The following is a 26,022-nucleotide window of genomic DNA, read 5'->3' as shown; positions in this document are numbered from 1 at the left end:
CAGAGTCTTCACGCCTGCGTTGCAGGGCGTGGAGCGCCGTGGAAGACCTGGTTGGCGTGCCAGGAGCGGTGGCCGGCGGCGACGGGGAGCGCGCCCGGCTGTGGGCCGACGAGCGGACGGCCCGCAAGCGCTATGACATGTTCGCGGGAAGCTTGGCTGTGGCCGACGAATCGCTGTGAGACCAGGATGCGGTGGCCGTCGTCGACCCCGAGGACACCCTTGTCGAAGAGCTTGTGGTGCAGCGAGCACAGGCACAGTCCGTTGTCGACGTCGTCTGGGCCGCCGAACGCCCACCACCGCACGTGAGCGGCCTCCAGCCCGACCGGCACAGCGCCGATCCGGCCGTCATAACCGCAAAAGGCGCACTGGTACTCGTACGCCGTCAGCACCAGCTCGCGCATCCGCCGGTCACGCCGCCTCCGTGCGGGGGAGAGCCGACCGGTCTCCGTCGGCTCCAGGTCCAGGCCGACGGCTTCGCACAATTCGGTGTGGAGCGAGGGAGGGAAGTGCAGGTCGAGCAGCGATCGCGCTATGCGGTGCAGCAGTTGCGGTTCGCGTCGCAGGGCATCTCTGAGTTCCGGCGCGAGTCGTCCGGTGGCACCCGACTCGCGGAGCTCCCGCAGGCCACTGCCTGGACTGCCAGGCCCACGGTCGGTACGTACCTCCCATACGCCGTCGCTGACCAGGTGGTGGAACGGGTAGGCGGGCGTCGTCTTGTTGGGCGGACCGTACTCGGTCAGCAGCCGCTGCAGGTCTTCCTCCACCGCGCTGTACCGCAGCTCGCGGTCGGCTTCCTCCTGGAACTGACCGAGGGCGTAGAGCAGCAGTAGCGGTTTGTGCGGCGCGCGCGTCCCGCTTCTGGTCCACTGCCTCAGCTTCGCGGTGCGCTCGAGCCAGTCCATGGCCAGTGATCGTAGCGACGGTCTGCCGGTGGTGGACGAGGCCCGACCGAATGCCGGAGTCCTCAACGCGCCGGGCATGAGCCCGGACCAGCCGCTCCAGGGCAGGTACATCGGTACCTCGCAAGGGTTGATCGCTGCCCCGGTGACCTTGCCTACGCACCCTGAGGCGCGCGGCCTCCGTCGGACTCCGGTGAGGGCCGCGTGCGAACACGGCGGCTCAAACGAGGTCGGCGCAGGTGACAGAGGGATGCGTGCACAATCGCCGCATCGTCGCCGGGTGTGTGCTGCGCACCCTCGGTTTCGCGACGCTCGGGCTGGTGGATTCGCTGCTCGCCGCGTCCGCGGCCACTGGGCTGGCCGGGGCGCTGTTCAACCCGGCCGTACGGGCGTACCTCGCGGCCGACGCTGGGGAGCGCGGGGTCGAGGCGTTCGGGCTGTCACGTTCGCGGCTTCAGCCCGCTGCGTACCGGGCTGGTGTTCCTGCCCGTCGCCGTGGCCACCGGCATCGGCGCCCACCTCGGATCCCGGCTCGTCGGCCGCATCGGCAGCCGTCCCATCGCTGTCGCGGGCCTGCTCGTCGCCACCGCCGGAACCATTCACCTGACCCAGTTGTCGGAGACGGGCAGTGTGTACGCCGGACTCCTGCCCGGCTTCGTGATCGCCTCCTTCGGCATCGGCGCGGTGTTCGTCACCGCCACGACGACCGCGCTGGCCATGGTGGAGCGCCGGGAGGCGGGGCTCGCCTCCGGAGTCGTCAACACCTTCCACGAGGTGGGTGGCTCGATCGGCGTCGCCGTCGTCTCCACCGTCGCGGCGTCCGGCTTCGAGCGAGGCGCGGCGGGCGGTTTCGCCGACGCGTTCACGGTGTGTGCTGTGGCGGCCGCCGTCAGCGCCGTCGTGGCCCTGGGCCTCGTACCGCGCGGCAAACCGCAGTCGACCGGCGGCCAGCACGTGCACTGACCCAGGGCGACAAGGCCTTACCTTTCCTCCGGTGCCGGGAGCCGCAGCGGTCGCACTCTGCTGCAGCCCCGGCGACCGGCGCCCTGACTCAGTGAGCGTGTCCGTCCTCCGTATGGCTGCCGTCCGCCTCCGCCGTCTGTGTTTCGCCGGTGATCTCCTCGCCGTGGCTGTGACCGGCACCGCCCGACTCGGCGGCCATGTCGGCGGCGATACCGCACAGCCCGACGAACGCGACCGCCGCGGTGGCCAGCGCAAGCGTTCGTGGCCGATGCCGGTATCGCCCGCGTGGGCGAGGAGGTGCATCAGGCCGAGGGCGAGGAGCAACAGGCGCCCGATCACGCCTCGCCCCGCCCTGGCCCTGTAGCTCATACGCTCCGTCATCTCGCCAGGGCGCCGACTCGGCACCTACCCCGCTACCGTCGCGGCGCATCAGCGTGCCGGTGCCGGATGCCCGGTGGGTCGGCGGTGTCGGCCCGCGCGGTGCTGAGCAGCCGTCGTCGCGGTGCACCGGACCAGCTCAGCGAGTCGAGCGAGCGGCGCCGCACGCGCTGGACGTTCGCGCGGGGGCGGCTCCGGGATCCGTGAGGCGGGAAGCCGCGGCCTGGAGAAGCGCCGCGGTCGTGAGCCTGACGACAGGGTGACCGACTGCCCGGCGCAGCAGCTCTGCCCGCCGGTTCACTGGCTCTCGCCGCCGGCGAGCTCGTAGCCGGCCACGTCGACCGCTGCGGCGACGGCGGCGGAATCCAGCTGCTGTTCGCTGGTCACCGTGACCTGGCCCGACGGCAGGTCCACCTGGACGTCCTCGACTCCGGGGAGGCCGTTGAGTTCGGAGCTGACGGCCTGGACGCAGTGGTCGCACGTCATGCCTTTGACGTCGTACACCTTCTGGACCATGTTCTTGCTCCTTCCCAAGAGGAGTGCCAATGATACCCCCAGGGGGTAATCTCTCCCCGAGATGGGAGTGGTTCCGGAGGTTTTCCGGCCACTAACGTCCTTAGGAGCCGTATGACGCCGAGAACGGAGGTCGGGCGGGATGGACGCATGGCAGCCGATGCTGGTCCTTCTCGGTGTGGTCGGGGCCGGGCTGGCGATCCTCTACGGATTGGGCCTGTGGCTGGCGGCAGCGCGGACTCCCCTGGAAACGGGCCCTTTCGCCGGAGGTCTCAAGCCGGGCGAGCACGCCGTTTCCCGGTTCCATGTGCGCTGGTACGCGGTCACCATGATCTTCCTGGCCTTCGACATGGAGATGCTCTTCATGTACCCGTGGGTGAAGGTCGTCTCTGAAGTGGGCACCACAGCCGTCGTCGAGATGTTCCTCTTCCTGGGGATCCTGTTCGCTGCGGTGGCCTACGCCTGGCGTGAGGGGGCCCTGCGGTGGACCTGAGAAGCCTTCTGCGGCGTACGGCGATGCAGCGCCCGGCGGTCCTGGCGGTCGCGCTGCCTGGATCGACGGACATCCGGCTGGAGGTGGAGGCAGAGGTACGCCGGCGGGGGTGGCCGGTGGCGGACGCCCCGGCCGCCGCCGACCTGATGGTCGTCTGTGGCTCCCCGGAGTCACGGGACGCGGAGTGGCTGGACGACATCGAGCGGTCGATGCCGGAGCCGGCCGTGCGGATCGTGGTCGAGGAGACCGGGCATGCCGCGCACGCGCTCGAGATGGCACGGAGGGATCTGACCGACAGGGCGGCTACTCCGCGCGAGGCCGAAGCAGACGACCAGCAGGGGGCCGCGGCGGGTGAGCCTGGCGGTCGTGCGCCAGGGGAGCATCAAGGGCACGGTGATGATCAGGGCCACGGGGCGCACCACGGCAGCTCGCCGCCTCCAGCACCCGACGATCAAGGTCATCCGCACCATGCCATGGGCCACGGCCATGGCGGCCATGCGGGTCACTCCGGCCATGAGGGTCACGGGAACCACCACCCCGACGACCATGCCCCGCACATGGACCACATGGAGCATGAAGGCCATTCCGGCCAGATGGATCACATGGGCCACGACATGCATGCCATGGGGGCCGTGGCAGGCCTGCCGATGGCCGAACGGGCCGACGACCGGGACGAGCTGAGACTCGATCAGCTGCACGTACCGGTCGGCCCCGGCCTGACCGACTGGCCAACGGGGCTCGTTCTCCGACTCACCCTGCAAGGCGACGTCGTACAGGACGTCGAGGTCGACCATCTCCATGTACCGCCCGGCCATCGACTGCCTTTCTGGGACCAGCCGTGGCTGTGGGCGGCGCAGGGCGAGAAGGTCACCAGGGGAAGTGCGGTGCGTCGGCGCTGTGCCGCGCATCTGGACAGTGCGGGGCGGCTCCTCGCTGTCGTCGGCTGGGAGGACGTCGCCGTGCGCTGCCGTCGGCTGCGGGACGAGCTGCTGTCGGGAGCACCGCGCGAGGAGATCGGCGGCGACCTGCGCGGGGTAGTGCGCAGAGTGCGGCGGTCACGCACTCTGCGTTGGTCGATCGCCGGGCTGGGGGAGTTGTCGTCCTCCAGAGCGGGCGCGGCAGGAGTGACCGGGCCGGCCCTCGCCGCCGACGGGGACGCGTACGACCGACTGCGGAGGTGGCTGGACGAGATCGAGTGCGGCCTCGAAGTGCTCGACGACGAACGGCCGTTGACGCCGGGCGAGCTCGCCGGCCCACGCGGACGCCTGGACGGAGCGCAGCCACCGTCGCAGGCGCTGCTCGACATCCTTCCGGAGCTGCTGACCGGCGCGGAGTTCGCCTGCGCACGGATCATCGTGGCCAGCCTGGATCCCGACATCGAGGAACTCGCGCTCACGCCCGCCTCGGGAGCGGCCCATGCCTGATGCAGCGCCCCTCTGGGCGACCGTCATCCTCCCTGTCGCCCTGGCGGTGGCCGCCGTGGTCACGGCCGGATTCGACGCGGTGCTGTCCGGGGCTGCCGAGCGCGGCCCTGCCGGAAGCGTCCGGGAGGCCGGGCGCCGCGCGACGGCCCCGTTACGCGAAGCCCTGCGGCTGCTCGTCCAGCAGCCGCGCCGTACGACAGCCGCGGATCGGCTGCTCGGAAGGCTGGGCGTGGTGCTGGTCCCGGTGGCGGCGGTGCTCGCAGGTGCCGTACTGCCGTGGGGTTTCCGTTCCGTGAGCGATCCGTCCGTCGGCATCGTGTGGTTCAACGCGATGGAGGCGCTTGCCTGGGCGGCGGTCTGGCTGGCGGGCTGGGGGCCGAACTCGGCGCTGTCGCTGATCGGCGGGTACCGGTTCCTGGCGCAGGGTCTGGCGTACGAACTTCCGCACATGTTCGCCATCACCACGGCCGCGCTGGGGGCCGAGTCGCTCCGGGTGGGCGACGTGGTCGCGGCCCAGGACGGGCTGTGGTTCGTGGTGTGGATGCCGGCCGCGTTCGTCGTCTACCTGCTGAGTGCGCTCGCGATGGCCTTCTGGGGGCCGTTCGCGTACCCGCTCGCGCGGGACGCGGCCGGGGGCGCCGCCGTCGAACTGGCAGGCGTGGACCGGCTGGTGTTGCTGGGCGGCCGGTGGATGCTGCTCGTGGTGACCGCCGGCTTCAGCGTGCCGCTGTTCCTCGGCGGCGGGCACGGCCCGCTGCTGCCGGGCTGGGCGTGGACGCTGCTCAAGACCGTGGCCGTGCTGGCGCTGCTGGTGGCCGGGCGTCGGCTGCTGCCCGTGCTGCGCATGGAGCGGTACATGGAGGCGGCGTGGATGGTGCTGGTGCCGCTGACGCTGCTTCAGGCCCTGTTCGTGGCCGTCGTCGTCCTGAACCGATGAGGAGGTGATGGCCGTGCATGACGACGCGATCTTCTGGGTGCTGGCCCTGCTGGCGGTGGCCGGCGGGATCATGGTGTTCCGGTTCGACTCCATGGCACGGGCCACGTACGCGCTGCTGACCTCTCTGCTGTGCGTCGGCGGTGAAGTGCTGCTGCTCGGGCTGGACTACCTCGGGGTCGTGATCGTGCTGATGATGACCATCGAGATGGCCATCATGGCCGTGTTCATGGTGATGTACATGATGAACCCGGCCGGGCTCATGCCGATGACCATGGTCCACAACAAGAAGGGCGCGGCCGTGATCTGCGCGGCGGTCTTCGCCGTACTCGCCGCGGGAATCCTGCTCGCCCCGTGGCCGTCCCGGCGTGGCAGGCCGTCGGCCGATCCGACCATGGACCTGGGCCTGTCGCTGATGGGCCCTCAGATGCTCACCATGATGACCCTGGGTCTCGCCCTGTTCGCCACCATCGTCGCGACCGTCGTCCTGGCCACGCGCCGGGGCCGCTATGACCGCTTTGGCGACGATCTCAAGGCGCGTACCGCCGACGACCCGGTAGGGGGAGGGATGGGCCGATGAGCCTGGAGCTTTTTCTGCTGCTCGCCGCAGCTCTGTTCAGCATCGGCCTGTTCGGCGCGCTCACCCAGCAGTCGATCGTGATGCTGATGATGGGGCTGGAACTGATGCTGGGCGGCATCATCGTCGGCGCGGCGGCCGTCTGGTACTACATCGCCCCGGCCGCGGCCGACGGACAGGTGCTGGTCGTCCTGGCAGTCACGGTCATGGCCGTGGAGATGGCCATCGGCTTCGCCGTCGTCACCGCGCTGTTCCGATCCCGCGAGGTCGACATGACCGACATGGCGGCGGAGCTGAAGGAGTGAGCGCGCTGCTGTGGGCGCTCGTCGCGCTGCCGTTGACCGTGGGCACGCTGCTGGCGGTCGTCGGCCGCCCGGTGGACCGGTACGCCCCGACGGTCGCGGTCGGCACGGCCGTTGCCGCGCTCGGCCTCGCCGTCGCGGTGGCGTTCGAGCACCCTCGGGTCGAGGTACCGCTGCTCGAAGGGCTTCCCGCCGGGCTCGCGGTCGACGGACTGTCGGGCCTCATGGTCGTCACCGTCACGGCGGTGACCGTGGCCGTCCTCCTGTTCAGCGTCGCGGACATCGGACCGGGCGAGGCACGCGCCCGCTTCTTCGGGTTGATGCTGCTGTTCGGCGGCGCGATGCTGACGACGGTCACCGCGACCACGCTGACGGTCCTGCTGATGGCATGGGAGGTGATGGGCGCCACCTCTTGGGCGCTGATCGGCTACTGGTGGAGCGACCCCGAGCGCGGCGATGCCGCCAATACGGCCTTCCTCACCACCCGTGCCGCCGACCTCGGCCTCTATCTGGCCGCCGGCGCGGCGTGGGCGAGCGGGCAGGTCGGCTCCCTCGCCCTCGATGAACTCCCGGACGCGACCGGCGTCTGGTCCACGGTCATCACCGTCGGCGTCATTGCGGCCGCCTTCGGCAAGTCGGCCCAACTGCCGTTCAGCTTCTGGCTGTCCAGGGCCATGCAGGGCCCGAGCCCGGTCTCGGCCCTGCTGCACTCGGCGACCATGGTGGTGGCCGGGGCGTATCTGCTGCTGCGGCTGGAGCCACTGCTGTCGGCTTCCGGGTGGGGCGGGCCCGTGGTGGCGTGGACGGGCGTCGTGACGGCGGTGGTGCTCGGCCTGGTCGCCGTGGCGCAGACCGACCTCAAGCAGCTGCTCGCCGCCTCGACCTGCGCGCAGATCGGATTCATGGTGCTTGCCGCCGGGGCCGGAGCGGTAACCGGCGGAACCCTGCAACTCATCGCGCACGCCGCCGCGAAGAGCCTGGCCTTCGTCGTCGCGGGCGCCTGGCTGACCATCCTCGGCACCAAGGCGCTGCCCGCCCTGCGCGGCGCGGCCCGGCGGCACCGTACGGCCGGGATCACCTTCAGCGTCGCGGCCCTGGCTCTGGCCGGGGTCCCGCCCTTGGCGCTGTGGGCGGCGAAGGACGTGCTTCTCGCCGGCGCCCTCGAAGACAACCTGGCGCTGTACGCAGTCGGGCTGGCCGGTGCGGTGATCTCCGCGGTCTACAGCGCCAAGGCCCTCTGGTTCGTCTGGCAGCCCGCTCCCGTGCCGGACGACCGTGAGGAACCGCTGCCGTATGCGACCCGGCTGCCGCTGGTGACCCTGGCCGTCGCCTGCGCCGCCCTGACCGTCACGTCCTTCCCGCCCGTACGTGACGCGGTCCGGCGGGTACTCGGCGGCGGGGGACAACCGGACCCGCGGGTTTGGGAGTTGGGGTTGTCCGGCGCGCTCGCGCTGGCCGTCTCCGCTTTGGTCTGGATGCGTGGACCCCAACTCCTCGCCTTCCCGCGCCGGTTCACTGCCTGGACGTCCGACTGGCTGCGCCTGGAGAACGCGGCACGAACCCTCCTCGTAGGCCCGGTCATGCGCCTCGCCCACGCCCTTGCCGCCTTCGACGACCGGGTGCTGGACCGCGCCGTCGAGGGCACGGCCCGCGGGTCGGTCCGGCTGGCGCAGTGGACCAACGCCCAGGCCGAGCGGCTCGTCGACGGCACGGTGGAGGGCGTGGCGGGCGGTGCCCGCGCGCTCGGCCGCTGGGCGCGCAGGCCGCAGACCGGGCAGTTGCACCAGTACCTCGCTCAGGCGGTCGCCGCCTTCACTGTCCTCGCCGTCGTCCTCGTCCTCGTGAGGTGACCGCCGTGCTCACGGCCATCGTCCTGCTCCCGACCGCCATGGCGGCCCTCCTGCTGTGCGTGCCGCGCAGCGCGCCCCGCCGCCTGTTCCTGACGGCCTGGGTGGCGACCGCCGCAGCCGACCTGGTCCTGACGGTGATCGTCTGGGCGGGCTATGAGCACGGCGGGGGCATGCAGTACGAGACCCAGGCCCGCTGGATCCCCAGTGCGGGCATCAGCTACCACGTCGGAGTCGACGGCCTGTCCCTGCCCCTGGTGGCCGTCACCTGCGTGCTCTTCCTCGCCTGCGCCGCGTACGCCTGGCGCCAGACCCGACGGCCCAGGGAGTTCGCGGCCCTGTTCCTGTTCCTCCAGACCACGTGCCTCGGCCTGTTCGTCGCCCTCGACCTGATCCTGTTCTTCGTCTTCTTCGACCTGTCCATCGTGGCGATGTACTTCATCATCGCCGGGTGGGGACACAAGGGCGCCTCCCGCGCCGCGCTGAAGTTCTTCCTCTACACCTTCATCGGCTCCCTCGCCCTGCTGCTGGGCTTCATCGGCCTGTACCTGGCAGCCGAGCCCCACACCTTCGACATCGTCGAGCTGACCAGCGCCAACCCATTGGCCGGACGCACCACTTACGGCGCTCTCGTCCTCCTCGCCGTGGCCGTCGGACTGGCGGTCAAGACCCCGACCGTGCCCTTCCACACCTGGCTGCCGCCCGCCCACACCGACGCCCCGGCCGCCGGATCGGCGATCCTCGCCGGCGTGCTGCTGAAGATGGGCACCTACGGCTTCCTGCGCATCGCCATGCCCGTCCTGCCCGACGCCTGGCGGGACTACGCCCTCGTCTTCGTCGTCATCGGCGTGGTCTCCGTGCTGTACGGCGCGCTGGTCGCCCTCGCCCAGACCGACTTCAAACGGATGGTCGCGTACACCTCCGTCAACCACATGGGCTACATCATCCTGGCCATCGGGGCGGCAGGTGCGGTCGGCACCGGGCAGGACGAGGCCCGCCGACTCGCCGTCACCGGGTCCGTCTTCCAGATGGTCAGTCACGGCCTGCTGACCGGGGCGCTGTTCCTGCTGTCCGGCGTGCTGTACGAGCGCGGGCGTACGTACGAGATGTCCGCGTACTCCGGGGTGGCCGGGCGGGCGCCGGTCTTCGCCGCGCTGACCGGCGTCGCCGCCTTCGCCTCCCTCGGGCTGCCGGGCTTCTCCGGCTTCATCGCCGAGTTCCAGATCCTCACCGGGAGCCTGGGGCCGGAACCGGTCGCCACCGGCCTGGCCGTGCTCGGGATCCTGCTCACCGCGGGCCTGTTCCTGCGTGCCCTGCAACAGGTCTTCCTCGGACCGCTGCGGCTGCCGGTCGCCGCGCCCGGTGCGGACCGGCCGTTCCCCGACATCCGCCTCCACGAAGGGCTCGCGATCGTCCCGCTGCTGGCCTTGGGTGTCGTCCTCGGCCTCGCTCCGCGGTTCGTCCTCGACGTCATCGAACCCGCCTCGCGCATCGTGCTGGAGCTGCTCGCGCGATGAACGAGATGACCGGGATGAACGAGAACCCCCTCGACCTCCTGCCCGAGGTCCTGCTCGCCGCCTCCGCCGTCCTCGGTCTGCTGCTCGGGGCGTGGCTGCCGCGCCGCCGCCAGTGGCTGACCGGGGCCCTGGCGGGAACGGCCTGCACCGTGGGGATCGTGGCCGCCGCGATTGCCGCGGCCAAGCCCGTGGAGACGGTTTTCGGCGAGTCCTTCGCCCTGGACACGCTTACGGCCACCAGCAGGATCGTCATCCTCGGCGCCACGCTGCTGGTTCTCGCGCTCGCCATGCCGCGCCTGTACGGCGACCCGCGCGAGACCGAGTTCTACGTCCTGCTCCAACTCTCCTCCGCAGGCGCCCTGATGCTGGCCGGAGCCCAGGATCTTCTGCTCCTCGCCGCCGGCTACCTGCTGGCCGGCGTGCCCGCCTACGCGCTCGCCGGGTTCCGCAAGGACGGCCCCGGAACCGAGGCGGCCCTGAAGTTCTATGTGGTCGGCGCGCTCCTCGGCGTTCTGATGCTCGCCGGCATCACCGTCCTCCTCGCCGCCGGGCGAGTTACGGCGTATCCCATGCTGCGCACCGAACTCGCCGAGGCCCCGGCGGGACTGGTGGCGGTCGGCACGCTCGCGCTGCTCGCCGGTGTCCTGTTCAAGGCCGGCGGCGTGCCCGGCCACTTCTGGGTGCCGGACGCTGTCCAGGGCAGCTCGGCGCCTGTCGCTGCCTTCCTCACCACGATCCCCAAGATCGGAGCCCTGGCCGCGTTCTACCGGCTCGCCGTCGTGCCGCTCGCGGACGCCGACCTGCCGTGGGCCGACCTGGTGGCCGTGCTCTCGGTGGCCTCGATGACGTTGGGCAACCTGGCGGCCTTCTTCCAGCAGGACGTCAAACGACTCCTCGCGTACTCCACCATCAGCCAGGTCGGCTATCTCCTGCTCCCAGTGGCCGTCGCCGGGCGCACCGACCTCGACCAGGAGGCGCTGCTGTACTACCTGGCCGGGTACGCGCTGACCAACCTCGGCGCCTTCGCTGTCGTCTGCGCACTTCCCGAGGCCCACACCATCGACGACTACCGGGGCCTGGCGCGGACGCACCCGGCCCTGCTGGCCTCGCTCGTCGTCTGCCTGCTCGGCCTGGTGGGCACGCCCCCGACCGCCGTCTTCCTCGGCAAGCTGGAAGCCTTCAGCGCGGCCTTCGACGGCGGCTACGCATGGCTGGCGGTCGTCGCGGCCGTCAATACGGTGGCTTCCCTCTTCTACTACCTGCGCTGGATCGCCCCAGCGTTTCTCGCACGCGGACCCGCGGATGATCCGGGTGCGACGTCAAGATCAGCGGCCCTCGTCGCCTACGGGGCGGCCACCGCATCCGTCGTACTCGGAGTGCTCGGCGGGACCGTCCTGGACATGCTGGGCGGACCGCTCGCGCGCTGACGGGCCCAGTCGCGCGTCATCGCTGCCGAGCCGGGGTACGCGCATGTCACCGATCCTGGTTGGTGAGGCGACATGGCCGCGGTGGTGGCGGCACTGATCGGCGCGGTGATCCTCTTGGTTGTGGTCTACGACACGGCACGGCTGGTGACGCCTGAGGAATCGCGGTGTCCTCGCCCTGGCGAGGCCGCGAGGGCGGCGGGCCGCTCTGGCTGCCGCGGAGCAGTGGCTCGTCGGCCTGCGGATGCATGGCCGGGTCGACGCCGCTGAATACCAGCAGAGGATGGGAGCACTGGCGTACGGAGAGCGCGTTCCGGGCAGGGACGGCCGATGCGCCTGAGCCTGCCGGGGCCCGGTCGGCAGGTCGCCGTTCTAGGAACCGGCTTAGTAGTATGTCTGGCGTGTTGCGTGTGAGCAGTCGGCTGCGTGTGGGCGGGGCCTTCGGGTACCTCCTGCTGGTAGCCGTGCTCACATTCGGCGTGTTCGCCATGCACACGATGGGCCATCCGGAGCACTCTTCGGGCTCGGCGACAGACGGCGCTCTCCATGCCGTCGTAGGCCCGCCCGAGGGCGGCATGGCCCATGGGGCTGCCGACAACCAGACATCCACCGGGCCTGATGAGGCGATGGCGGACCACGGGGCCGCGGCACCGGCCGCGTCGTCGGCGGCGGTGGACGAGCCCACGATCAGCATGGACGTGCTGTCCGTGTGCGTGGCGGTGCTCACCGGGTGGCTGCTCTGGTTGTTCCTGTGCGCGGCGGCTCGCCGGAAGGCACAGCTGACGGCACTGCTCGCACGAGCGATGGCCGTGCTGCGCCCCAGCCCGCCACGCCCCAGACCTCTCCTCGTTCAGCTGTCAGTGCTGCGGATATAGGCCGCACCGCAGCGCGGGTTTCGTCATGCCCGCGCACGCCGCGCGTATCCCCACCCACTGACAGAACTGATCAAACGAGGTGTCTCGCACATGACTGCGCACAACTCTGGCCTGCGCCGCCGCCTTCGTCGCCGTATCGCGATCGTGAGTGCCGTGGCGGCGGGTGGACTGCTGCTCGCCGCCTGCGGCGGGGACGGCATGGAGGGCATGGACCACGGGAGCGGCAGCTCCGCCTCCGTCACGTCCACCCCGACGGCGGCTGACAACCCGGCGCCCGGCGCCTTCAACGACGCGGACGTCATGTTCGCGCAGATGATGATCCCGCACCACGAGCAGGCTCTGGAGATGTCCAAGCTCGCGGACGGCCGGGCCTCCGACGCGGAGATCAAGACCCTGGCCGGGGACATCGAGAAGGCCCAGGATCCCGAGATCCAGACCATGAGGTCCTGGCTGAAGGCCTGGGGCAAGCCGGAGTCCGCCGAAGAGAGCATGCCCGGCATGGACCACGGGTCCGGTGGCATGGACCACGGGTCTGGAATGTCCGGAATGATGTCCGAAGAGGACATGCAGAAGATCGAGGCCGCCAAGGGCACCGAGTTCGACCGGATGTTCGCGGAGATGATGATCGAGCACCACAAGGGCGCGATCACCATGGCGGAGGACGAGCAGAAGAACGGCCGTAACGCCACGGCCAAGAAGCTCGCCGCCGACGTCGTGAAGACCCAGTCCGCCGAGGTCGAGAAGTTCGAGAAGATCCTCGACCGGCTCTGATCCGCATCACCCACTGACCGCCCAGGGCTCCGAGGCGCGGCCCGAGGAGCCCGGGCGGTCTTCTCCCCATGTCGCCACGAGCGTGATCGACCGTCGCCGCTCCGGTGCACTCCTACGCCCCCGAGGAATCATGAACAAGCGCCCCGCCGCCGTGGCAGCCACTGCCCTGGCTCTCGCCCTTGTCCTGGCCGCCTGCTCCGACAGCGGAGACAGTGAGGAGCCGACCGGCAAGTCCGCCGGTGCAAGGACGACCGTGAGCCACATCCACGGTCTCGGTGTGGACCCGACCGACCAGCGTCTCTACGTCGCCACCCATGAAGGCGTCTACACCCCCGATGCCAAGGGGGAGCCCGAGCTGGTGGGCAACAGCAGGGACGACTTCATGGGCTTCACCGTGGCCGGCGCGAAGACCTTCTACGCCAGCGGCCACCCCACCTCCGGCGGGAACAAGGGGCTCATCAAGAGCGCCGACGCGGGCAAGACCTGGAAGTCCCTGTCCCTGTCCGGCGAGTCCGACTTCCACGCTCTGGACTTCGCCCACGGCACGGTCTACGGCTACGACTCCACCAACGGCCTGGTCCGCACGACCAAGGACGGCGTCTCCTGGAAGGACGGGGCCCGGCTCGAAGCCTGGGACATAGCAGTCAGCCCCACAGACCCCGGCGTCGTCCTGGCCACCACCGCGGAGGGAGTCTCCCGAAGCGGCGACGGCGGGACGACCTTCACCCATGGTCAGCGGCCCGTGATGATGGCCTTCCTTTCCTGGACCGCGAAGGACGCTCTCCATGGCATCGACACCTCCGGCGCCCTGAACCGCAGTACGGATGGCGGCACCACGTGGCAAAAGGTCGCCACCCTGCCGGGCGGGCAGCCACAGGCGCTCACCGCTGTCAGCGCCGCGCACGTCCTCGCCGCCACCCAGACCGGGGTGTTCGAGTCGAAGGACGGCGGCAAGACGTTCAAGAAGCGCCTGGCCGTGGCGTCGGGCGGGGGTCATGTGATCGGCTGAGCCGCAGCAACATGAAGAACCCGGCGAGACTCTCAGAGCGGCGTCACGCCGGGGGCGGAGACGGGATCAGGCGGCCATCATGACGAGCATGGCGCACATGGTGCCGCCCATGCCGATGTGGGCTGTCAGGGCCGCGCCCGGTGATGTGCCGGGCGGGCGACGACGGCTCCGGTTGCCCCCTGCCGCATGTGCCCGGCGCTTGGTCCCTCCCAGGCGGGCCTTGTCCCAGACGGAGAGGGCCAGGGACGCGACGAAAACCACGATCGCGTCGGGCAGGGCGAGAAGTCGCCGTGCCCAGTGGCCCCTGCCGGCACCGCGGCCCGCACCCGCCCGCCGGTCGGTGCCGCGGAGCCGCGCCCATACGGACGCGACGATCGAAAGCAGGAAGTAGATGGCCAAGGCGATCAATACGACACGCCACGCAGAGGCCGATCCTCCCGCGGCGGCGCTTTCGGTGGCGCCAGTCGTCATGTCGTGGCCAGTCATCCCCGAGGAGTGGCCCGCGCTGCCCGCCTCCTCGGCCATCCCCGCCATCTCGTGGCCGTGGGTTGTCCCGGCGGATCCGTGCCCGTGCCCATGCCCCGTACCGGCCATCGAATGCCCGCCCAGAGCCAGGACCGGCCCGGAGTCGGTGCCCGGCATGGCCAGCGTCATGATGACCATCGCGGCACTGCCGATGATGTGATGCGCCCAGCGGCGGCCTTGTCGCCAGCCGTGCAACCGAGCGTGGCGTACGGCCAGGGCCACGCTGCCGAAGCCGACGGCGCTGAACCCCGTCACCCACCACAGACCGTGGTCCCCGAAACTGGCGGCCGTAGCGGGCAGGAACATCGCGGCCATGCCGCCGGCCATGAGGACGTCGCCTCCGGCTGCGAACCGGGCCTCTCCACTGTCGGCAGCGGCCAGTCGGGCTGCGCTCATGCCGGCCACGAGGGCGGCCACCGCCGCCAGCGTCCAAGTCATAGCGGGACTTCCCATTGGTGCCCTCCGCGTCGACCGGCAGTCGCCCGCGCGGTATTCGCGAGCACGTCGACGTGCGTCGTCCTCTGGCTGCTGTCTACGGATGCCCTTAGTACGTAGCGGAGCCAAGAGGCGTTCAGCGGAGAGGAGTTTCCCTGGGGGCCTCAGTGCTGTGGAGGGCGCATGCCGGCGAGGGTGACCGTGACAAGGCGCCGCACGGCGGTCTCGGACTGCAGGGTTCGTGCTGCCGCGAGGGCGCTGAGGCAGTAGCGCGTGAGCTCGGCCGGTGGGATGTCGTCCCTGACGTCGCCGGCCCGTGCTGCCTCGGTCACCAGCTCTTGGACCAGGTGGTGAAGGTGCTGGTGCGCGTGGGCAAGGTGGTTGCCGCTGTCCTGGTGGAGGAAGGCGCCGAGGTCCGTGTCGTGGTGGCCGTGTGATTCGTGGGTGATGAGGGCGTAGGCCTCCAGCACCGCTTCGAGGCGGGCGCCGGGTCCGTCGGTGCGGTCCCGGACTTCCGTCAGCTGGGCGAGGTGACCGGCGATCGCGCGCGCGTGCCAGGCGTGCAGGATCGCTTCGACGTCCGGAAAGTATTTGTACAGAGTGGCGCGCCCGATACCGACCTTCTCCGCGATCTGAGACATCGTCACCGCCAGCGGGCCCTTCTCAGTCGCCAGGGCGGCGGTGTTGTCCAGGATGGCGTCGCGCACGTCCCGGCGGTGCGCCTCGATCGTCTCGTTCCACAGCTTCGGCACGCGGAAAGCGTACGCGATGCCGAGCATGTGACACTATGATTTGACAGCGACAATGTGTATCGATAAATCTGAGGTCGCTCGAACGGCACGCCGCCCAGGCCTGGCCGAGGCAAGGAGAACCCCTCATGGTGGATCCGTCGCAGGAGCCGGACGCTCGCGACAAGACCGACGAGGCCTCCGTCAGCGGCCCGAGCGGGGGAACGCCGCGCTGGGTGAAGGTGTCCGGGCTTGTCGCGCTGGTCGTGGTCCTTCTCGTCGTGGTCATGCTGCTGATCCCGGGCAACCATGGTCCGGGCCGTCACCTCGGGGGTCAGGCTGCGCTCGTCGGCGTCGCTGCAACCACCGGAGCGCCCGTAGGGGGCACCGGATGACGATGCCGCCTCGCCTGCGCAAGCTGGCTCTCCTCGTGCATGTCACGTCCTCGGTCGGGTGGCTCGGCGCGGTCGTTGCCTTTCTCGCCCTGTCGGTGATCGGCCTGACCGGCCAGGACCCGGCGACGGTACGCGGGGTCTACCTCGTGATGGAGCCGGCCGCCTGGTACGCCCTTGTCCCCCTGTCCTTCGCCGCGCTGCTCACCGGCATCGTCCAGTCGCTGGGTACGCCCTGGGGTCTGTTGCGGCACTACTGGGTGCTGTTCAAACTCCTGATCAACGTGGTTGCCACCGTCGTACTGCTGGTCTACATGGGGACCTTCAGGTCGATGGCTCATATGGCAGCCGACCCGGAGGTCGGGCTGTCCTCGGTGCGTGACTTCTCACCTGTCCTGCACTCCGTACTTGCGCTGGTCGTGCTGCTGCTCGCCATGGTCCTTGCGGTGTACAAGCCGCGGGGCGTCACTCCGTTCGGGCAGCGAGAGCGGCGGGCGCAGCGCGAGGGCCGTACCGCGCCGGGGGCGGTGTCCGTGCCTCAGGTGTGAGGGGGCGAGGGCGCCACCACTGAGGAGTGCGACAGGGGCTGTTCCGGGAATGACAGCACCGGCAGCCTGGCCCCGGCGACCCGTGGCTCGCACGGCGTCGTCCGCTGGGCGCGAGCTGCCGTCATCGCTCTCCTCGCGGCACTTGCCGTACTGATCCACCACGAAACCGCCGCCGCAGCGATCGGCTCGAACCCTTCGTCCGCCGCGCACGTGATGACGCCCCGCATGGTGATGGCGCAGCCATGCCGCACCGGCGACGGGCATGTCCGGGCATGGGCACGGCAGCGCCGCAGAGCCGACCACGGCCGCCGTTCCGACGATGAGCAGTGCCGACAGCCCGCCCTGCTCCGGCATGACCATGCAGCACTGCGCGACCGCGAGCTTCGAGGTCGTGAAGCTGGCGCCACCGACACAGACCCCGGTGCCGTGGGGCCTCACCGTGCCTGGAGCTGCCGCTACCGGGCCCAAGGCCGCTGGGACAGTGAACCGGGCGCCCCCGGCCCTGTCCGCTCTCTCAGCTGCGCATTTAGGCCGTGCCCAACGGCTTCCTCGTGCCTTTGTCATGCCGGGGAGCCGTCTCACCAGCAGGCCGACGCCCTGCTGATCGCCTGGCCCTGGTTCGTACGGGATCCGGCAGCGCGCCGATGGCGGCTGACCGGCGGCATGGACAAGTACAACTGGGCCATCAACGGCAAGGCGTACGACATGGCCGACCCGGCCGCGAATCCGCTTGCGATCGAAGAAGGGCAGCGGGTTCGGCTCGACTTCGTCAACACCACGGAGATGTGGCACCCGATGCACCGACAACCCCGGTCAGTGGATGCCGCACTGCCACAACGCGTACCACGGGGAGGTCGGCATGATGGCGCTGGTCGCCTACCAGGCCTGACCGTCAACGCAGAGTCTGGCAGCGGGGTCGGCCTGTTCGGCCGGCCCCGGCACTGGGACGTGAGCGGCGGGCCGTCTACTCGGAGTCACGGGCTCCTTTCAGGGCCCCGGAAGCTTTACGGTTCCCTGCGCGGGGCATGAGTGGCGCGGTCCGTGGCACGCGGGTCCGTATGAACCACAGAGCCGTCCGTACGGACCACAGCACCCAGTGCACCGAACCGGTCACGGCCGTCTTCACCTGGCAGGTACGCCCCGGAAAGGAAGCCGAGTTCGAGCGGTGGACGCATGGCATCACACGCAGCGCGTCGCGGTTCCCGGGGAACCAGGGGGTCGCCTGGCTGCGCCCCGAGGACGGGCACCGCTTCCACGCGGTGGTGCACTTCGCCGGCCCGGAGCGGCTGTCGCAGTGGCTGACGTCCCGGGAGCGGGCGGACTGGCACGCACGGATCGAGGACATCGCCACCGAGATCAGCGGCGAGCGGCAGTCGACCACCGGGATGGAGACGTGGTTCAGCCTGCCCGGCACGACGGTGCAGTCCCCGCCCCACTGGAAGATGGTGCTGACCACGTTCCTCGCGGCGTATCCGCTCGTTCTGCTGGTCCAGTGGCTGCTCGTGCCCTACACGACCGACTGGCCGCTGCCGCTGCGCGCTGTGGTCTTCCCGGCGGTACTGCTGCCGACGCTGACTTATGTGCTGATGCCGCGTCTCAGCCGACTGTTGCGGCTGTGGCTCTATCCCGCGCCCTCACCCTAGCCAGCCATTCGGTATACGCGGCCCACCTGAGGATCGATTACGGCACGGACCGTAGCTGAGCGCCTTCATCCGCTCGGATGACCGGACCTCCGGCGCGGCCATGGGCAGATTCGCTGCACAGGGCTGTCACGTGTTGATGTGATCGCGACCCTGACGGAGGTAGCGGCCCGTCACTCTGGACCCCGGTGACCCCGGCGCGCCGCCGCATCGGCATCCTGGGCCGCCGACGTGATCCACTACCAGGGCGCCAACAACCCGCCATCCGGCCATCAGGGCCGCGTGGCGGCGAAGTACGGCATGGAGTCGAGATTGGTGATCTCGATGTTCTTGCCGGTGCGCGGTGCGTGGATGGCCTTGCCGTCGCCTATGTACAGGCCGTTGTGCTGGCTGTTGTTGTACCAGTAGATGATGTCGCCGGGCTGGAGGTCGGAGCGGGCGACCTGCCGGCCGGCGTTGTACTGCTGGTTGACGGTGCGGGGCAGCGAGACGCCGGCGGCGCGCCAGGAGGCACCGGTCAGGCCGGAGCAGTCGTAGGAGTTCGGGCCGGTCGATCCCCACTCGTAGGGCTTGCCGAGCTGGGCGTAGGCGAATTCGATCGCGGTACGGGCGCGTCCGCTGGCGGGACCGTTGTAGGTGGCGGCGCTGTCGCTGCTGCCGGAGGCGCGGTCGGCCTCCGCCTCCGCGGCCTTGAGCTCGGCCCGCTGTTCGGCGGTGAGGCTGTTCAGGAGCTTCTGGGCCTTGCGAAGCTTGCTCTGAATCTCCTGCTTCTTCTCGCTCATCTGCTCCTGGGCCCTGCGGGCCGCCTCAAGCTTCTTCAACGCTTCGGCGCGCGTCTGGGCGAGCTCCCGCTGCTTGTGCTGAAGGCTCTTGAGCAGGGAGATCTGCCGGGAGCTCGTACGATCCAGTAGCTCCACCTGCTCCAGGTAGTCATCGGGGTCGGCCGACAGGAAGAGCCGCACGCTCGGGTCCAGGCCACCGTCTCGGTACTGTGAGGCGGCTACCGGGCCCATCTCGCTGCGTATCTCGTTGATCTCGGCCTGCTGCTCGGCCACCCGTTCCTGTGCCCTGTTGGCGGCCTTCTGCAGGACCGCCTTCTTCCCCTGGGCGGTGTTGTACGCCTCGGTGCCGGCCTCCGAGTCGTGGTATAGCTCCTCGACCTCTTCGCGCACCTTCTCGATGGAGGGCTTCGGTGCGGCCTGGCTCTGTGCCGTGGACAGCAGGGAGAACGCACCCGCCGAGGCGGCCAGTACGGCGAGCCGGGGACCGCTCGGTGGCTTCGGTCGGCGGTGGGATCCCATCCTGCGACAACTCCTCTGTGTGCCCACGCGGGCAAGGCACCGTTCCCAGCGCAGTGCCGTCGGCTCGATCAAATACGCTAGAAACTTAGTAGCTTCGTAGATGAAGTCGCAATCCACGCTGGGAAAGAGGGGCGTTTGCGCCCGGTTCATCCAATGATGGGTACGCAGCCGAACAGCAGCGGGAGCACCGGCACCACGGCCGCTGCGGCGGTCACCGAACCAAGGAGCGCGACATGCGGCCGCCGCTGCGGGATGAGCACCCGCCGCATTCGGACCACGGCGCTCGGACCACCCACCGCGAACGCGCCCGCGGGGGCGGCCTTGGCCGCCGCCATCTCGTACATGGCCGAGGCCAGCACCTCGCGAGACTGGCGGCGCAGCGCCCGGTCGTCGGCGATCATCTCCAGGAGCACTGCGGTCTGCTCCCTGGCGTGGTGGGCGAGCGGAAGTCGTCGGAAGACCCGGGCAAACGCCTCCGTGGCGGCCAGCGCCAGATGGTGGCGGCCCGCGATGTGTGAACGCTCGTGTTCGAGTACGGCATCGAGTTGCCCGGGAGAGAGCAGCCGCAGGGCGCCCGCACTGACGACGACACGCGGGTTGTGTCCCGGGAGGCAGTAGGCGGCGGGCAGTTCGTGTTCAAGGATGGTGGCGCGCAAGTGCTGCGAGCGACGGCCCACCATGTCCAGGACTTCCCGGTGACGGGTGCGGGCACGTCGGCCGTGGAGCACTTCGAAGACGAAGCAGCCGAGTACGAGGAGCACCGCCAAGAGCGGGAGACCGACCGCCAGGCGGTCGATGATGGTCGGGTCGGGCGCGGCGGTCGCGTTGGTCAGACCGCAGGAATGCAGCACGCCGATCAGGTCGGCGTGCAGGTGCTCGGTCGGGCTGGCGAGGTGGTGCGCGGCCAGCGCGACAGCGATGGTGAACGACACGGTCAGCCCGTGCCACACGGCCACGGCCAGGGCCGGCGCCCGGTGCGGCCAGGCGCTGTGCAGCAGCAGCCGCGGGGCGAGGAAACCGACTCCCGCCGCGTAGCCGAGCAGCGCGGGCACCGCGTTCACGACTCGGCCTGCCGCCCCGCCGCGCGCAATGCCTTGCGCAGGGCGCTGATCTCGTCGGGACCCATCTGCTGGACGAAGTGGGCCAGGGCCACGGGACGGTCCTCGCTCGCGCCGAGCGCGTCCTCCATGAGCGCCGCCGCGTACTCCTCACGGCTGCGGACCGGCGTGTACAGCCAGGCCCGGCCCTGCTTGCCGCGCAGCAGCCAGCCCTTGTTGTAGAGGATGTTGGTCACGGTCATCACGGTCGTGTAGGCGAGCGGGCGCTCCTTGTTGATGTCGTCGACGATCTCCCGCACCGTCGCCGGCCGCTGCCACCGCCAGAAGCGGTCCATGATCTCCGCCTCGAGATCCCCCAGCCGCCGCATCGTCGCTCCCTTCCCACTGCAATACGCAGCGCCATAGTAGAACGTGCCTTCCGCTGTGATGTTCGGCGATGCGGCCGACGGCTGAGGCGCCCGCCTCTATCCGATCTTGGTGGCGACGGTATTGGTCATGGTCCGGTTGCGGGCGACACGAGATCGGCTGTCTACGCTCGCGCCTGCATGTGGCTGGGAGTCGACTCCGTGTACCGACGGTGGCGCGGTAGTCGGGAAACTCCCGATCGCTCCTGGATCCGTGGCCTCACCCGGAGGAAGAGGGGCACGCAGGCGACATACCGGAGGGCGCGGCAGGGGTCGGTGAGTCGAGTGAGGTCGGCCTCTCCCGGCTCCATGTTCCGCGTGATTGCAGTCAGCCCGCCGCACGGCCGCGCCCCGGGTGCGGCGCGGTGCGGGATGCGTCCCCTGGGTAACTCCCGTGCGGGAAGAGGATGTCGGGCGTGCGTACGCCCGGGGTGGCTGCTCTTTCGGGTGCGACCGAGCACAACCCTTGTGCCCGGTCTCCGGTCCAACCTCGCGGCAGCGGGGAACGGGCCCCCGCCGCACCCCCGCGACTCCGCGCCCGACCGGCCACGCCGAGATCCCAGGAGCCACGACGTGCGCAGTACGCGTTCCACCACCAGAACCTCCGTTACACGAAGAGGCCTGCTGTCCGGGCCTGCCGCGGCGACCGTATTACTGACGATCGGCGCCACCATCACCGCGACGGCCGCTCCGGCGCCCGCCGCCCCCGCGGCCGCGCAGGCGGCCCACGACGACTTCAACGGCGACGGCTACCCCGACGCCGTGATCTCCGCCCCCGGAGGCACGGTCAGCGCGCAGAAGGGCGCCGGCTATGTCGCCGTGCTGTACGGGTCGGCGAGCGGCCTGTCCTCCACGCGCCGGGCGACGTTCAGCATGAGCACCCCCGGCGTACCGGGGCTCGCCCAGACCGACGACGGCTTCGGACGGACCACCGCTTCCGGGGACCTGGACGGCGACGGTTACGCCGACCTCGTCGTGGGCATGCCGGGCAAGGACATCGGCACCACCGTCGACGCGGGGGCGGCGGTCGTGCTGTGGGGCTCCGCGAACGGGCTGCGGGCAACCGGCGCGGTCACGCTGCAGGACAGCACGCCGACGGCGCGCGGACGCTTCGGACTGGGCCTGGCCACCGGCCGCTTCCACGGCTCCGGCACCGAACTCGCGCTCGTCAGCAGCAAGGCTCTGCAGACCTACGTCTTCGAAGCCGGCGCCGACGGCGGACACACCGTCCGGGCCACTCCCGTGAACTGGAGGTGGTCGGAGGACTTCACCCCCACCGGCCTCACCTCCGGCGACTACGACAACTACGACAACAGCGGCAACGACGACGACCTGGTCCTGCTCGGCACCTTCACCACCACCGAATCGCTCAATCCCGTCGAGACCTTCGGCCAGGCCAGGTACCTTCGCGGTGGTTCCGAGGGTCTGACGGACGGCGGCAGCCTGCGCGGTGGCCCGGTCGGCGCCACCGGTGACATCAACGACGACGGCTACGCCGACGTCGTCATGGGTTCCCCCACCGACTGGCACGAGCAGATCGAAGCGTTCCTCGACGGCGGCACCGTCGACGTCTTCCTCGGCGGACCCAGCGGTCTGCGTGGTCCGGAGGGTTCGGATGCCGACCAGCACTTCACCCAGACGACCATCGGCGCATCCGGCGACGACAAGACCGGTGACCGCTTCGGCGGTGCGGTGACCGTGGCGGACGTCGACGGCGACGGCTACGCCGACGCCGCGCTCGGCGCTCCCGCCAACGACATCAACACCCTCACCGACCCGGGCACGGTGTGGGTGATGCGGGGGAGTGCCGGAGGACTCACGCCGAGAGGCTTGGCCAGCTTCAGCCAGAGCACACCGTCCGTTCCCGGTGACAACGAGAACGGCGACTGGTTCGGCGGCGCCCTGCGGCTCATCGACGCCAACAAGGACGGCAAGGCCGAACTGATCGCCTCCGCACCCGGCGAGGACACCAACGACGGCGCCGCCTGGGTCTTTCCCGGCACGGCCAACGGCCCCGCCGCGACCGGATCGTGGTCCTTCAACGGCGCCACACTCAGCGCCCCCTCACCCGACGCCCGCTTCGGGGAGACCCTCGCCCCGTAGCGGCGGTCCCCACCAACTGCTGACCACCGGCCGGTCTGCTCCGCCGCCACGGGCAGACCGGGCGTGATCCTGTCCGACTACCGGACATCGCGTGGCCCGAGCAGTTCGGCGCTTCCTGGGTCCGGATGGTCACGCAGTACGTCCAGCACGACGCGCACCGCCGCGCGAGGTGGTGAGCCGCGGCGGATCGCCGCCGTGATGTTCCGTGTCACAGGAGTCGCGAGTTCCCGGGTGGCGACGCGATAGCGGCTGTGGTCGGCCGCCAGGCCGGGCAGCAGCGCGATCGACAACCCGGCCTCGACGTGCTGGAGGGTCATCATGTAGTTGCTGAACCGGCAGACCACCCGCGGTTCGAACCGTGCCTGACGGCACAGTCGTAGCGCGAGATTCGCCATGTACGACTGCGGCATGTCGAACGCCCACGGCTCGTCCGCCAGGGCCGCGAGGTCCACCGGGCCACGGCCGGCCGCGCGGTGCCCGGGCGGGACGACCAGCAGGATCGGGTCGGCGGCCAGTGGTACGAGGTCGAGGTCCGGACCCAACGGCAGCTCGTCGAAGTCCGTGGTCGTGATGATGACGTCCACGTCGCCCGCCCGCAGCGCGGGCATGCTGGCGTGCGGCTCCAACTCGCGCAGCTCGACGTCGAGGTGCGGATGGTCGCGTGCCAGACGGGTCACCGCCGGTACGGCCAGGGTGTGGATCGCGCTCTGGAACGCGCCCAGCCGCACCAGCCCGGCCGGTTCCTCGCCGAAACCGCGCAACTCCGCCTCGACGCCGTCCATGTGGTCGAGGATCACCCGGGCCCGCCGCGCGAGGATCAGCCCGGCCGAGGTCAGCCGCACCCGCCGTCCCGTCCGTTCCAGCAGCTGGGTTCGTGTCTCGGTCTCCAGCACGGCGAGCTGCTGGGACACGCTCGACGGGCTCAGATTGGCGGCCTGGGCGACCGCCCGGACGGTGCCCAGCGCGTCCAGCTGGGTCAGCAGTCGTAGCCTCCATGGGTTCATCACGCCGTCATTGTGGTGCGGAGCGCTGTGCGGAAACACCGAACAGGAAGGCCGGAATTGTGAGATGGACGTGTCGCTCGACCGCGACCTAGCGTCGACGGTATGGCTGCTTCGACCACCTCCCTCCCGTCCACCGAAGCCTTCTGGGCCGATGCCGAGCGGCATCTCGTGCGCTACGGCGGCGAGTTCACCCGCGAGATCATCGTCCGTGCCGCCGGAAGCTTTCTGTTCACCGCGGACGACCGGAAGATCCTCGACTTCACCTCCGGCCAGATGAGCGCGATCCTCGGCCACTCCCACCCCCAGATCGTCGCGACCGTCCAGCGACAGATCGCGACCCTCGACCACCTCTACAGCGGCATGCTCAGCCGCCCCGTCGTCGGCCTCGCCGCGCGGCTGGCCGACACCTTGCCTGCGCCGTTGGAGAAGGTCCTGCTGCTGACGACCGGCGCCGAGTCGAACGAGGCCGCCCTCCGGATGGCCAAGCTCGTCACCGGCAGGCACGAGATCGTGTCCTTCGCACGGTCCTGGCACGGCATGACACAGGCCGCCGCCTCCGCCACCTACAGCACCGGCCGCAAGGGCTACGGCCCGCCCGCGCCCGGCAACTTCGCCATCCCCGTGCCGAACGCCTACCGACCGGACTTCACCACGGCCGACGGCTCGCTGGACTGGCGCCGCCAGCTGGACTTCGCGTTCGACCTGATCGACGCCCAGTCGACCGGCAGCCTGGCCGCGTGCCTCGTAGAACCGATTCTCAGCTCAGGCGGCATTATCGAGCCGCCGGAGGGGTATTTCGCGGCTCTCCAGGAGAAGTGCCGGGAACGCGGCATGCTGCTGATCCTCGACGAGGCACAGACCGGACTGTGCCGCACCGGGACCTGGTACGCCTTCGAGCGCGACGGTGTCGTCCCCGACATCCTCACCCTGTCCAAGACGCTCGGCGCGGGACTCCCGCTCGCGGCCGTGGTCACCAGCGCCGAGATCGAGCAGGAGGCGTACGACCGCGGGTTCCTGTTCTTCACCACGCATGTGTCCGACCCGCTCGTGGCCGCCGTCGGCAACACCGTCCTCGACGTGCTGATCGAGGACAAGCTCGACGAACGCGCCCGTTCGCTCGGGGGGTTCCTCCGTCAGGGACTCGAGGACATCGCCGGGCGCCACGCGGTCGTCGGAGACATCCGCGGCCGGGGGCTGCTCGCCGGGCTCGAACTCGTCGCGGACGGCGAGTCGAAGCGGAGCTCGGACGAACTGGGCGCCCGGGTCACCCGGCGCTGCCTCGAACTCGGCCTGCACATGAACATCGTCCAACTCCCCGGCATGGGCGGAGTCTTCCGCGTCGCGCCACCGCTGACCGCCACCGAGGACGAGCTCTCGCTCGGCCTGACGATCCTGGACCAGGCGCTCGGCGACGCCTGCGCCGCACTCTGAGTTCACCGTGCCGATCGGGCCGCCCGCCCCCCCGAATGCGCCGATTGGCGCCCCGGAGGTTTTACGTATAACCTCTCGCGTCAACCACTCCTCGGCACCCCGCCCCGAAAGGCCCCGATGAGACGCATCGCCCTGGTCACCCTCGTCGTCGACGACTACGACGAGGCGATCCGCTTCTACATCGAGGCCCTCGGATTCCGGCTCGTCGAGGACACGCCGCGCCCCGACGGCTCCCGCTGGGTCGTGGTCGAACCCGGTGCCGGAGCGCAGGGGACCGGGCTGCTGCTCGCGCGCGCCAAGGGTGACGCCCAGCGCGGGCGGGTCGGCGACCAGACCGGTGGACGCGTCGGGTTCTTCCTGTACACCGACGACTTCGCCCGCGACCACGCCCGGATGCTCGCCGCGGGCGTGACCTTCCTGGAGGAGCCGCGGCATGAGCCGTACGGCTCGGTCGCCGTCTTCCAGGACCTGTACGGCAACCGCTGGGACCTGCTCCAGCCCACGGCCTGACCCCGCTCAACCGAACG

General features: G+C 70.2%; 26 protein-coding genes and 2 pseudogenes. 20 read left to right on the top strand and 8 right to left on the bottom strand.

All coding sequences use genetic code 11. The features are described 5' to 3' along the window. Positions 1 to 8: 8 nt before the first annotated feature. Entirely contained in the window at positions 9 to 902 is an 894-nt protein-coding gene (locus tag QQY66_RS03080) for a phosphorothioated DNA-binding restriction endonuclease (protein ID WP_301977460.1), read from the bottom strand. 266 nt (positions 903 to 1,168) lie between these two features. Between QQY66_RS03080 and QQY66_RS03075 the strand changes: the two are divergent. Together QQY66_RS03075 and QQY66_RS03070 are read left to right on the top strand one after the other, a co-directional pair. After that, positions 1,169 to 1,333 (top strand): annotated as a pseudogene (locus QQY66_RS03075) (MFS transporter); the annotation flags it as partial. A gap of 43 nt (positions 1,334 to 1,376) precedes the next feature. After that, positions 1,377 to 1,862: an MFS transporter gene (locus tag QQY66_RS03070; protein WP_301977459.1), complete on the top strand. Its 486-nt coding sequence runs from the start codon at positions 1,377 to 1,379 to the stop codon at positions 1,860 to 1,862. A 675-nt stretch (positions 1,863 to 2,537) separates the two neighbouring features. Here QQY66_RS03070 and QQY66_RS03065 read toward each other — a convergent pair. After that, positions 2,538 to 2,756: a heavy-metal-associated domain-containing protein gene (locus tag QQY66_RS03065; RefSeq protein ID WP_301977458.1), complete on the bottom strand. Its 219-nt coding sequence runs from the start codon at positions 2,754 to 2,756 to the stop codon at positions 2,538 to 2,540. A gap of 139 nt (positions 2,757 to 2,895) precedes the next feature. Here QQY66_RS03065 and QQY66_RS03060 point away from each other — a divergent pair, with 139 nt between their 5' ends. From QQY66_RS03060 to QQY66_RS03010, 11 genes are all read left to right on the top strand, one after another. Beyond that, positions 2,896 to 3,246 (top strand): NADH-quinone oxidoreductase subunit A, encoded by a 351-nt coding sequence (locus QQY66_RS03060; RefSeq protein WP_246884715.1) that lies wholly within the window; start codon positions 2,896 to 2,898, stop codon positions 3,244 to 3,246. Continuing rightward, entirely contained in the window at positions 3,237 to 4,670 is a 1,434-nt protein-coding gene (locus tag QQY66_RS03055) for a hypothetical protein (protein ID WP_301977457.1), read from the top strand. Before QQY66_RS03060 ends, QQY66_RS03055 begins: the two co-directional genes overlap by 10 nt. Beyond that, entirely contained in the window at positions 4,663 to 5,607 is a 945-nt protein-coding gene (locus QQY66_RS03050) for an NADH-quinone oxidoreductase subunit H (RefSeq protein ID WP_301977456.1), read from the top strand. Before QQY66_RS03055 ends, QQY66_RS03050 begins: the two co-directional genes overlap by 8 nt. A gap of 13 nt (positions 5,608 to 5,620) precedes the next feature. Then, a complete protein-coding gene (locus tag QQY66_RS03045) occupies positions 5,621 to 6,184 on the top strand; it encodes an NADH-quinone oxidoreductase subunit J (RefSeq protein WP_301987134.1) in 564 nt (187 codons plus the stop codon). Continuing rightward, on the top strand, positions 6,181 to 6,486 hold the full coding sequence (gene nuoK, locus QQY66_RS03040) for an NADH-quinone oxidoreductase subunit NuoK (protein ID WP_301977455.1): 306 nt from the start codon (positions 6,181 to 6,183) through the stop codon (positions 6,484 to 6,486). The genes QQY66_RS03045 and nuoK overlap by 4 nt, the downstream gene beginning before the upstream one ends. Continuing rightward, complete coding sequence (locus QQY66_RS03035; RefSeq protein WP_301977454.1) at positions 6,483 to 8,333, top strand: NADH-quinone oxidoreductase subunit L; 1,851 nt, start codon at positions 6,483 to 6,485, stop codon at positions 8,331 to 8,333. The genes nuoK and QQY66_RS03035 overlap by 4 nt, the downstream gene beginning before the upstream one ends. 5 nt (positions 8,334 to 8,338) lie before the next feature. Further along, complete coding sequence (locus QQY66_RS03030; protein ID WP_301977453.1) at positions 8,339 to 9,847, top strand: NuoM family protein; 1,509 nt, start codon at positions 8,339 to 8,341, stop codon at positions 9,845 to 9,847. Positions 9,848 to 9,852: 5 nt separating this feature from the next. After that, positions 9,853 to 11,274, top strand: coding sequence for an NADH-quinone oxidoreductase subunit N (locus QQY66_RS03025; RefSeq protein ID WP_301987132.1), 1,422 nt, complete (start codon positions 9,853 to 9,855; stop codon positions 11,272 to 11,274). Positions 11,275 to 11,672: 398 nt separating this feature from the next. Beyond that, entirely contained in the window at positions 11,673 to 12,146 is a 474-nt protein-coding gene (locus QQY66_RS03020) for a hypothetical protein (protein ID WP_301977452.1), read from the top strand. Positions 12,147 to 12,236: 90 nt separating this feature from the next. Further along, a complete protein-coding gene (locus QQY66_RS03015) occupies positions 12,237 to 12,917 on the top strand; it encodes a DUF305 domain-containing protein (RefSeq protein WP_301977451.1) in 681 nt (226 codons plus the stop codon). A 130-nt stretch (positions 12,918 to 13,047) separates the two neighbouring features. Then, a complete protein-coding gene (locus tag QQY66_RS03010; protein ID WP_301977450.1) occupies positions 13,048 to 13,926 on the top strand; it encodes a F510_1955 family glycosylhydrolase in 879 nt (292 codons plus the stop codon). Positions 13,927 to 13,992: 66 nt separating this feature from the next. On the opposite strand, the gene QQY66_RS03005 is transcribed toward QQY66_RS03010, so the two are convergent. Together QQY66_RS03005 and QQY66_RS03000 are read right to left on the bottom strand one after the other, a co-directional pair. Continuing rightward, entirely contained in the window at positions 13,993 to 14,889 is an 897-nt protein-coding gene (locus QQY66_RS03005) for a DUF5134 domain-containing protein (protein ID WP_301977449.1), read from the bottom strand. Positions 14,890 to 15,050: 161 nt separating this feature from the next. Then, positions 15,051 to 15,638 carry a TetR/AcrR family transcriptional regulator gene (locus QQY66_RS03000; protein WP_301977448.1) on the bottom strand — a complete coding sequence of 196 codons (588 nt, stop codon included), beginning with the start codon at positions 15,636 to 15,638 and terminating at the stop codon, positions 15,051 to 15,053. Between the two features lie 125 nt (positions 15,639 to 15,763). On the opposite strand from QQY66_RS03000, the gene QQY66_RS02995 reads away from it, so the two are divergent. From QQY66_RS02995 to QQY66_RS02980, 4 genes and pseudogenes are all read left to right on the top strand, one after another. Next, positions 15,764 to 16,009, top strand: coding sequence for a hypothetical protein (locus tag QQY66_RS02995; RefSeq protein ID WP_301977447.1), 246 nt, complete (start codon positions 15,764 to 15,766; stop codon positions 16,007 to 16,009). Continuing rightward, positions 16,006 to 16,554 (top strand): hypothetical protein, encoded by a 549-nt coding sequence (locus tag QQY66_RS02990; RefSeq protein WP_301977445.1) that lies wholly within the window; start codon positions 16,006 to 16,008, stop codon positions 16,552 to 16,554. The genes QQY66_RS02995 and QQY66_RS02990 overlap by 4 nt, the downstream gene beginning before the upstream one ends. 651 nt (positions 16,555 to 17,205) lie before the next feature. Beyond that, a pseudogene (locus tag QQY66_RS02985) lies at positions 17,206 to 17,443 on the top strand (multicopper oxidase domain-containing protein); the annotation flags it as partial. A gap of 169 nt (positions 17,444 to 17,612) precedes the next feature. Next, on the top strand, positions 17,613 to 18,197 hold the full coding sequence (locus QQY66_RS02980) for an antibiotic biosynthesis monooxygenase (protein ID WP_301977444.1): 585 nt from the start codon (positions 17,613 to 17,615) through the stop codon (positions 18,195 to 18,197). A gap of 269 nt (positions 18,198 to 18,466) precedes the next feature. Here the strand turns inward: QQY66_RS02980 and QQY66_RS02975 are convergent, their stop codons facing one another. The 3 genes from QQY66_RS02975 to QQY66_RS02965 form a co-directional block, all read right to left on the bottom strand. After that, on the bottom strand, positions 18,467 to 19,495 hold the full coding sequence (locus QQY66_RS02975) for a C40 family peptidase (protein ID WP_301977441.1): 1,029 nt from the start codon (positions 19,493 to 19,495) through the stop codon (positions 18,467 to 18,469). Between the two features lie 146 nt (positions 19,496 to 19,641). Then, positions 19,642 to 20,556: a M56 family metallopeptidase gene (locus QQY66_RS02970; protein WP_301977440.1), complete on the bottom strand. Its 915-nt coding sequence runs from the start codon at positions 20,554 to 20,556 to the stop codon at positions 19,642 to 19,644. Further along, positions 20,553 to 20,921, bottom strand: coding sequence for a BlaI/MecI/CopY family transcriptional regulator (locus QQY66_RS02965; RefSeq protein WP_301977439.1), 369 nt, complete (start codon positions 20,919 to 20,921; stop codon positions 20,553 to 20,555). The genes QQY66_RS02970 and QQY66_RS02965 overlap by 4 nt, the downstream gene beginning before the upstream one ends. 609 nt (positions 20,922 to 21,530) lie before the next feature. Between QQY66_RS02965 and QQY66_RS02960 the strand changes: the two genes are divergently transcribed. After that, the gene (locus QQY66_RS02960; protein ID WP_301977438.1) at positions 21,531 to 23,060 is read left to right on the top strand and encodes an FG-GAP repeat protein; all 1,530 of its coding nucleotides are present in this window, start codon (positions 21,531 to 21,533) and stop codon (positions 23,058 to 23,060) included. 77 nt (positions 23,061 to 23,137) lie between these two features. On the opposite strand, the gene QQY66_RS02955 is transcribed toward QQY66_RS02960, so the two are convergent. Beyond that, complete coding sequence (locus QQY66_RS02955; protein WP_301987130.1) at positions 23,138 to 24,064, bottom strand: LysR family transcriptional regulator; 927 nt, start codon at positions 24,062 to 24,064, stop codon at positions 23,138 to 23,140. 102 nt (positions 24,065 to 24,166) lie between these two features. Here QQY66_RS02955 and QQY66_RS02950 point away from each other — a divergent pair, with 102 nt between their 5' ends. Then, a complete protein-coding gene (locus QQY66_RS02950; protein ID WP_301977437.1) occupies positions 24,167 to 25,495 on the top strand; it encodes an aspartate aminotransferase family protein in 1,329 nt (442 codons plus the stop codon). A 117-nt stretch (positions 25,496 to 25,612) separates the two neighbouring features. Continuing rightward, positions 25,613 to 26,005 (top strand): VOC family protein, encoded by a 393-nt coding sequence (locus tag QQY66_RS02945; protein ID WP_301977436.1) that lies wholly within the window; start codon positions 25,613 to 25,615, stop codon positions 26,003 to 26,005. The last annotated feature ends 17 nt before the right edge of the window (positions 26,006 to 26,022 follow it).

It is taken from the genome of Streptomyces sp. DG2A-72 (assembly GCF_030499575.1).
Lineage (GTDB): Bacteria > Actinomycetota > Actinomycetes > Streptomycetales > Streptomycetaceae > Streptomyces.
Note: the sequence above shows the minus strand (reverse complement) of the source record. Positions and strands in the feature narration are given on the sequence as shown.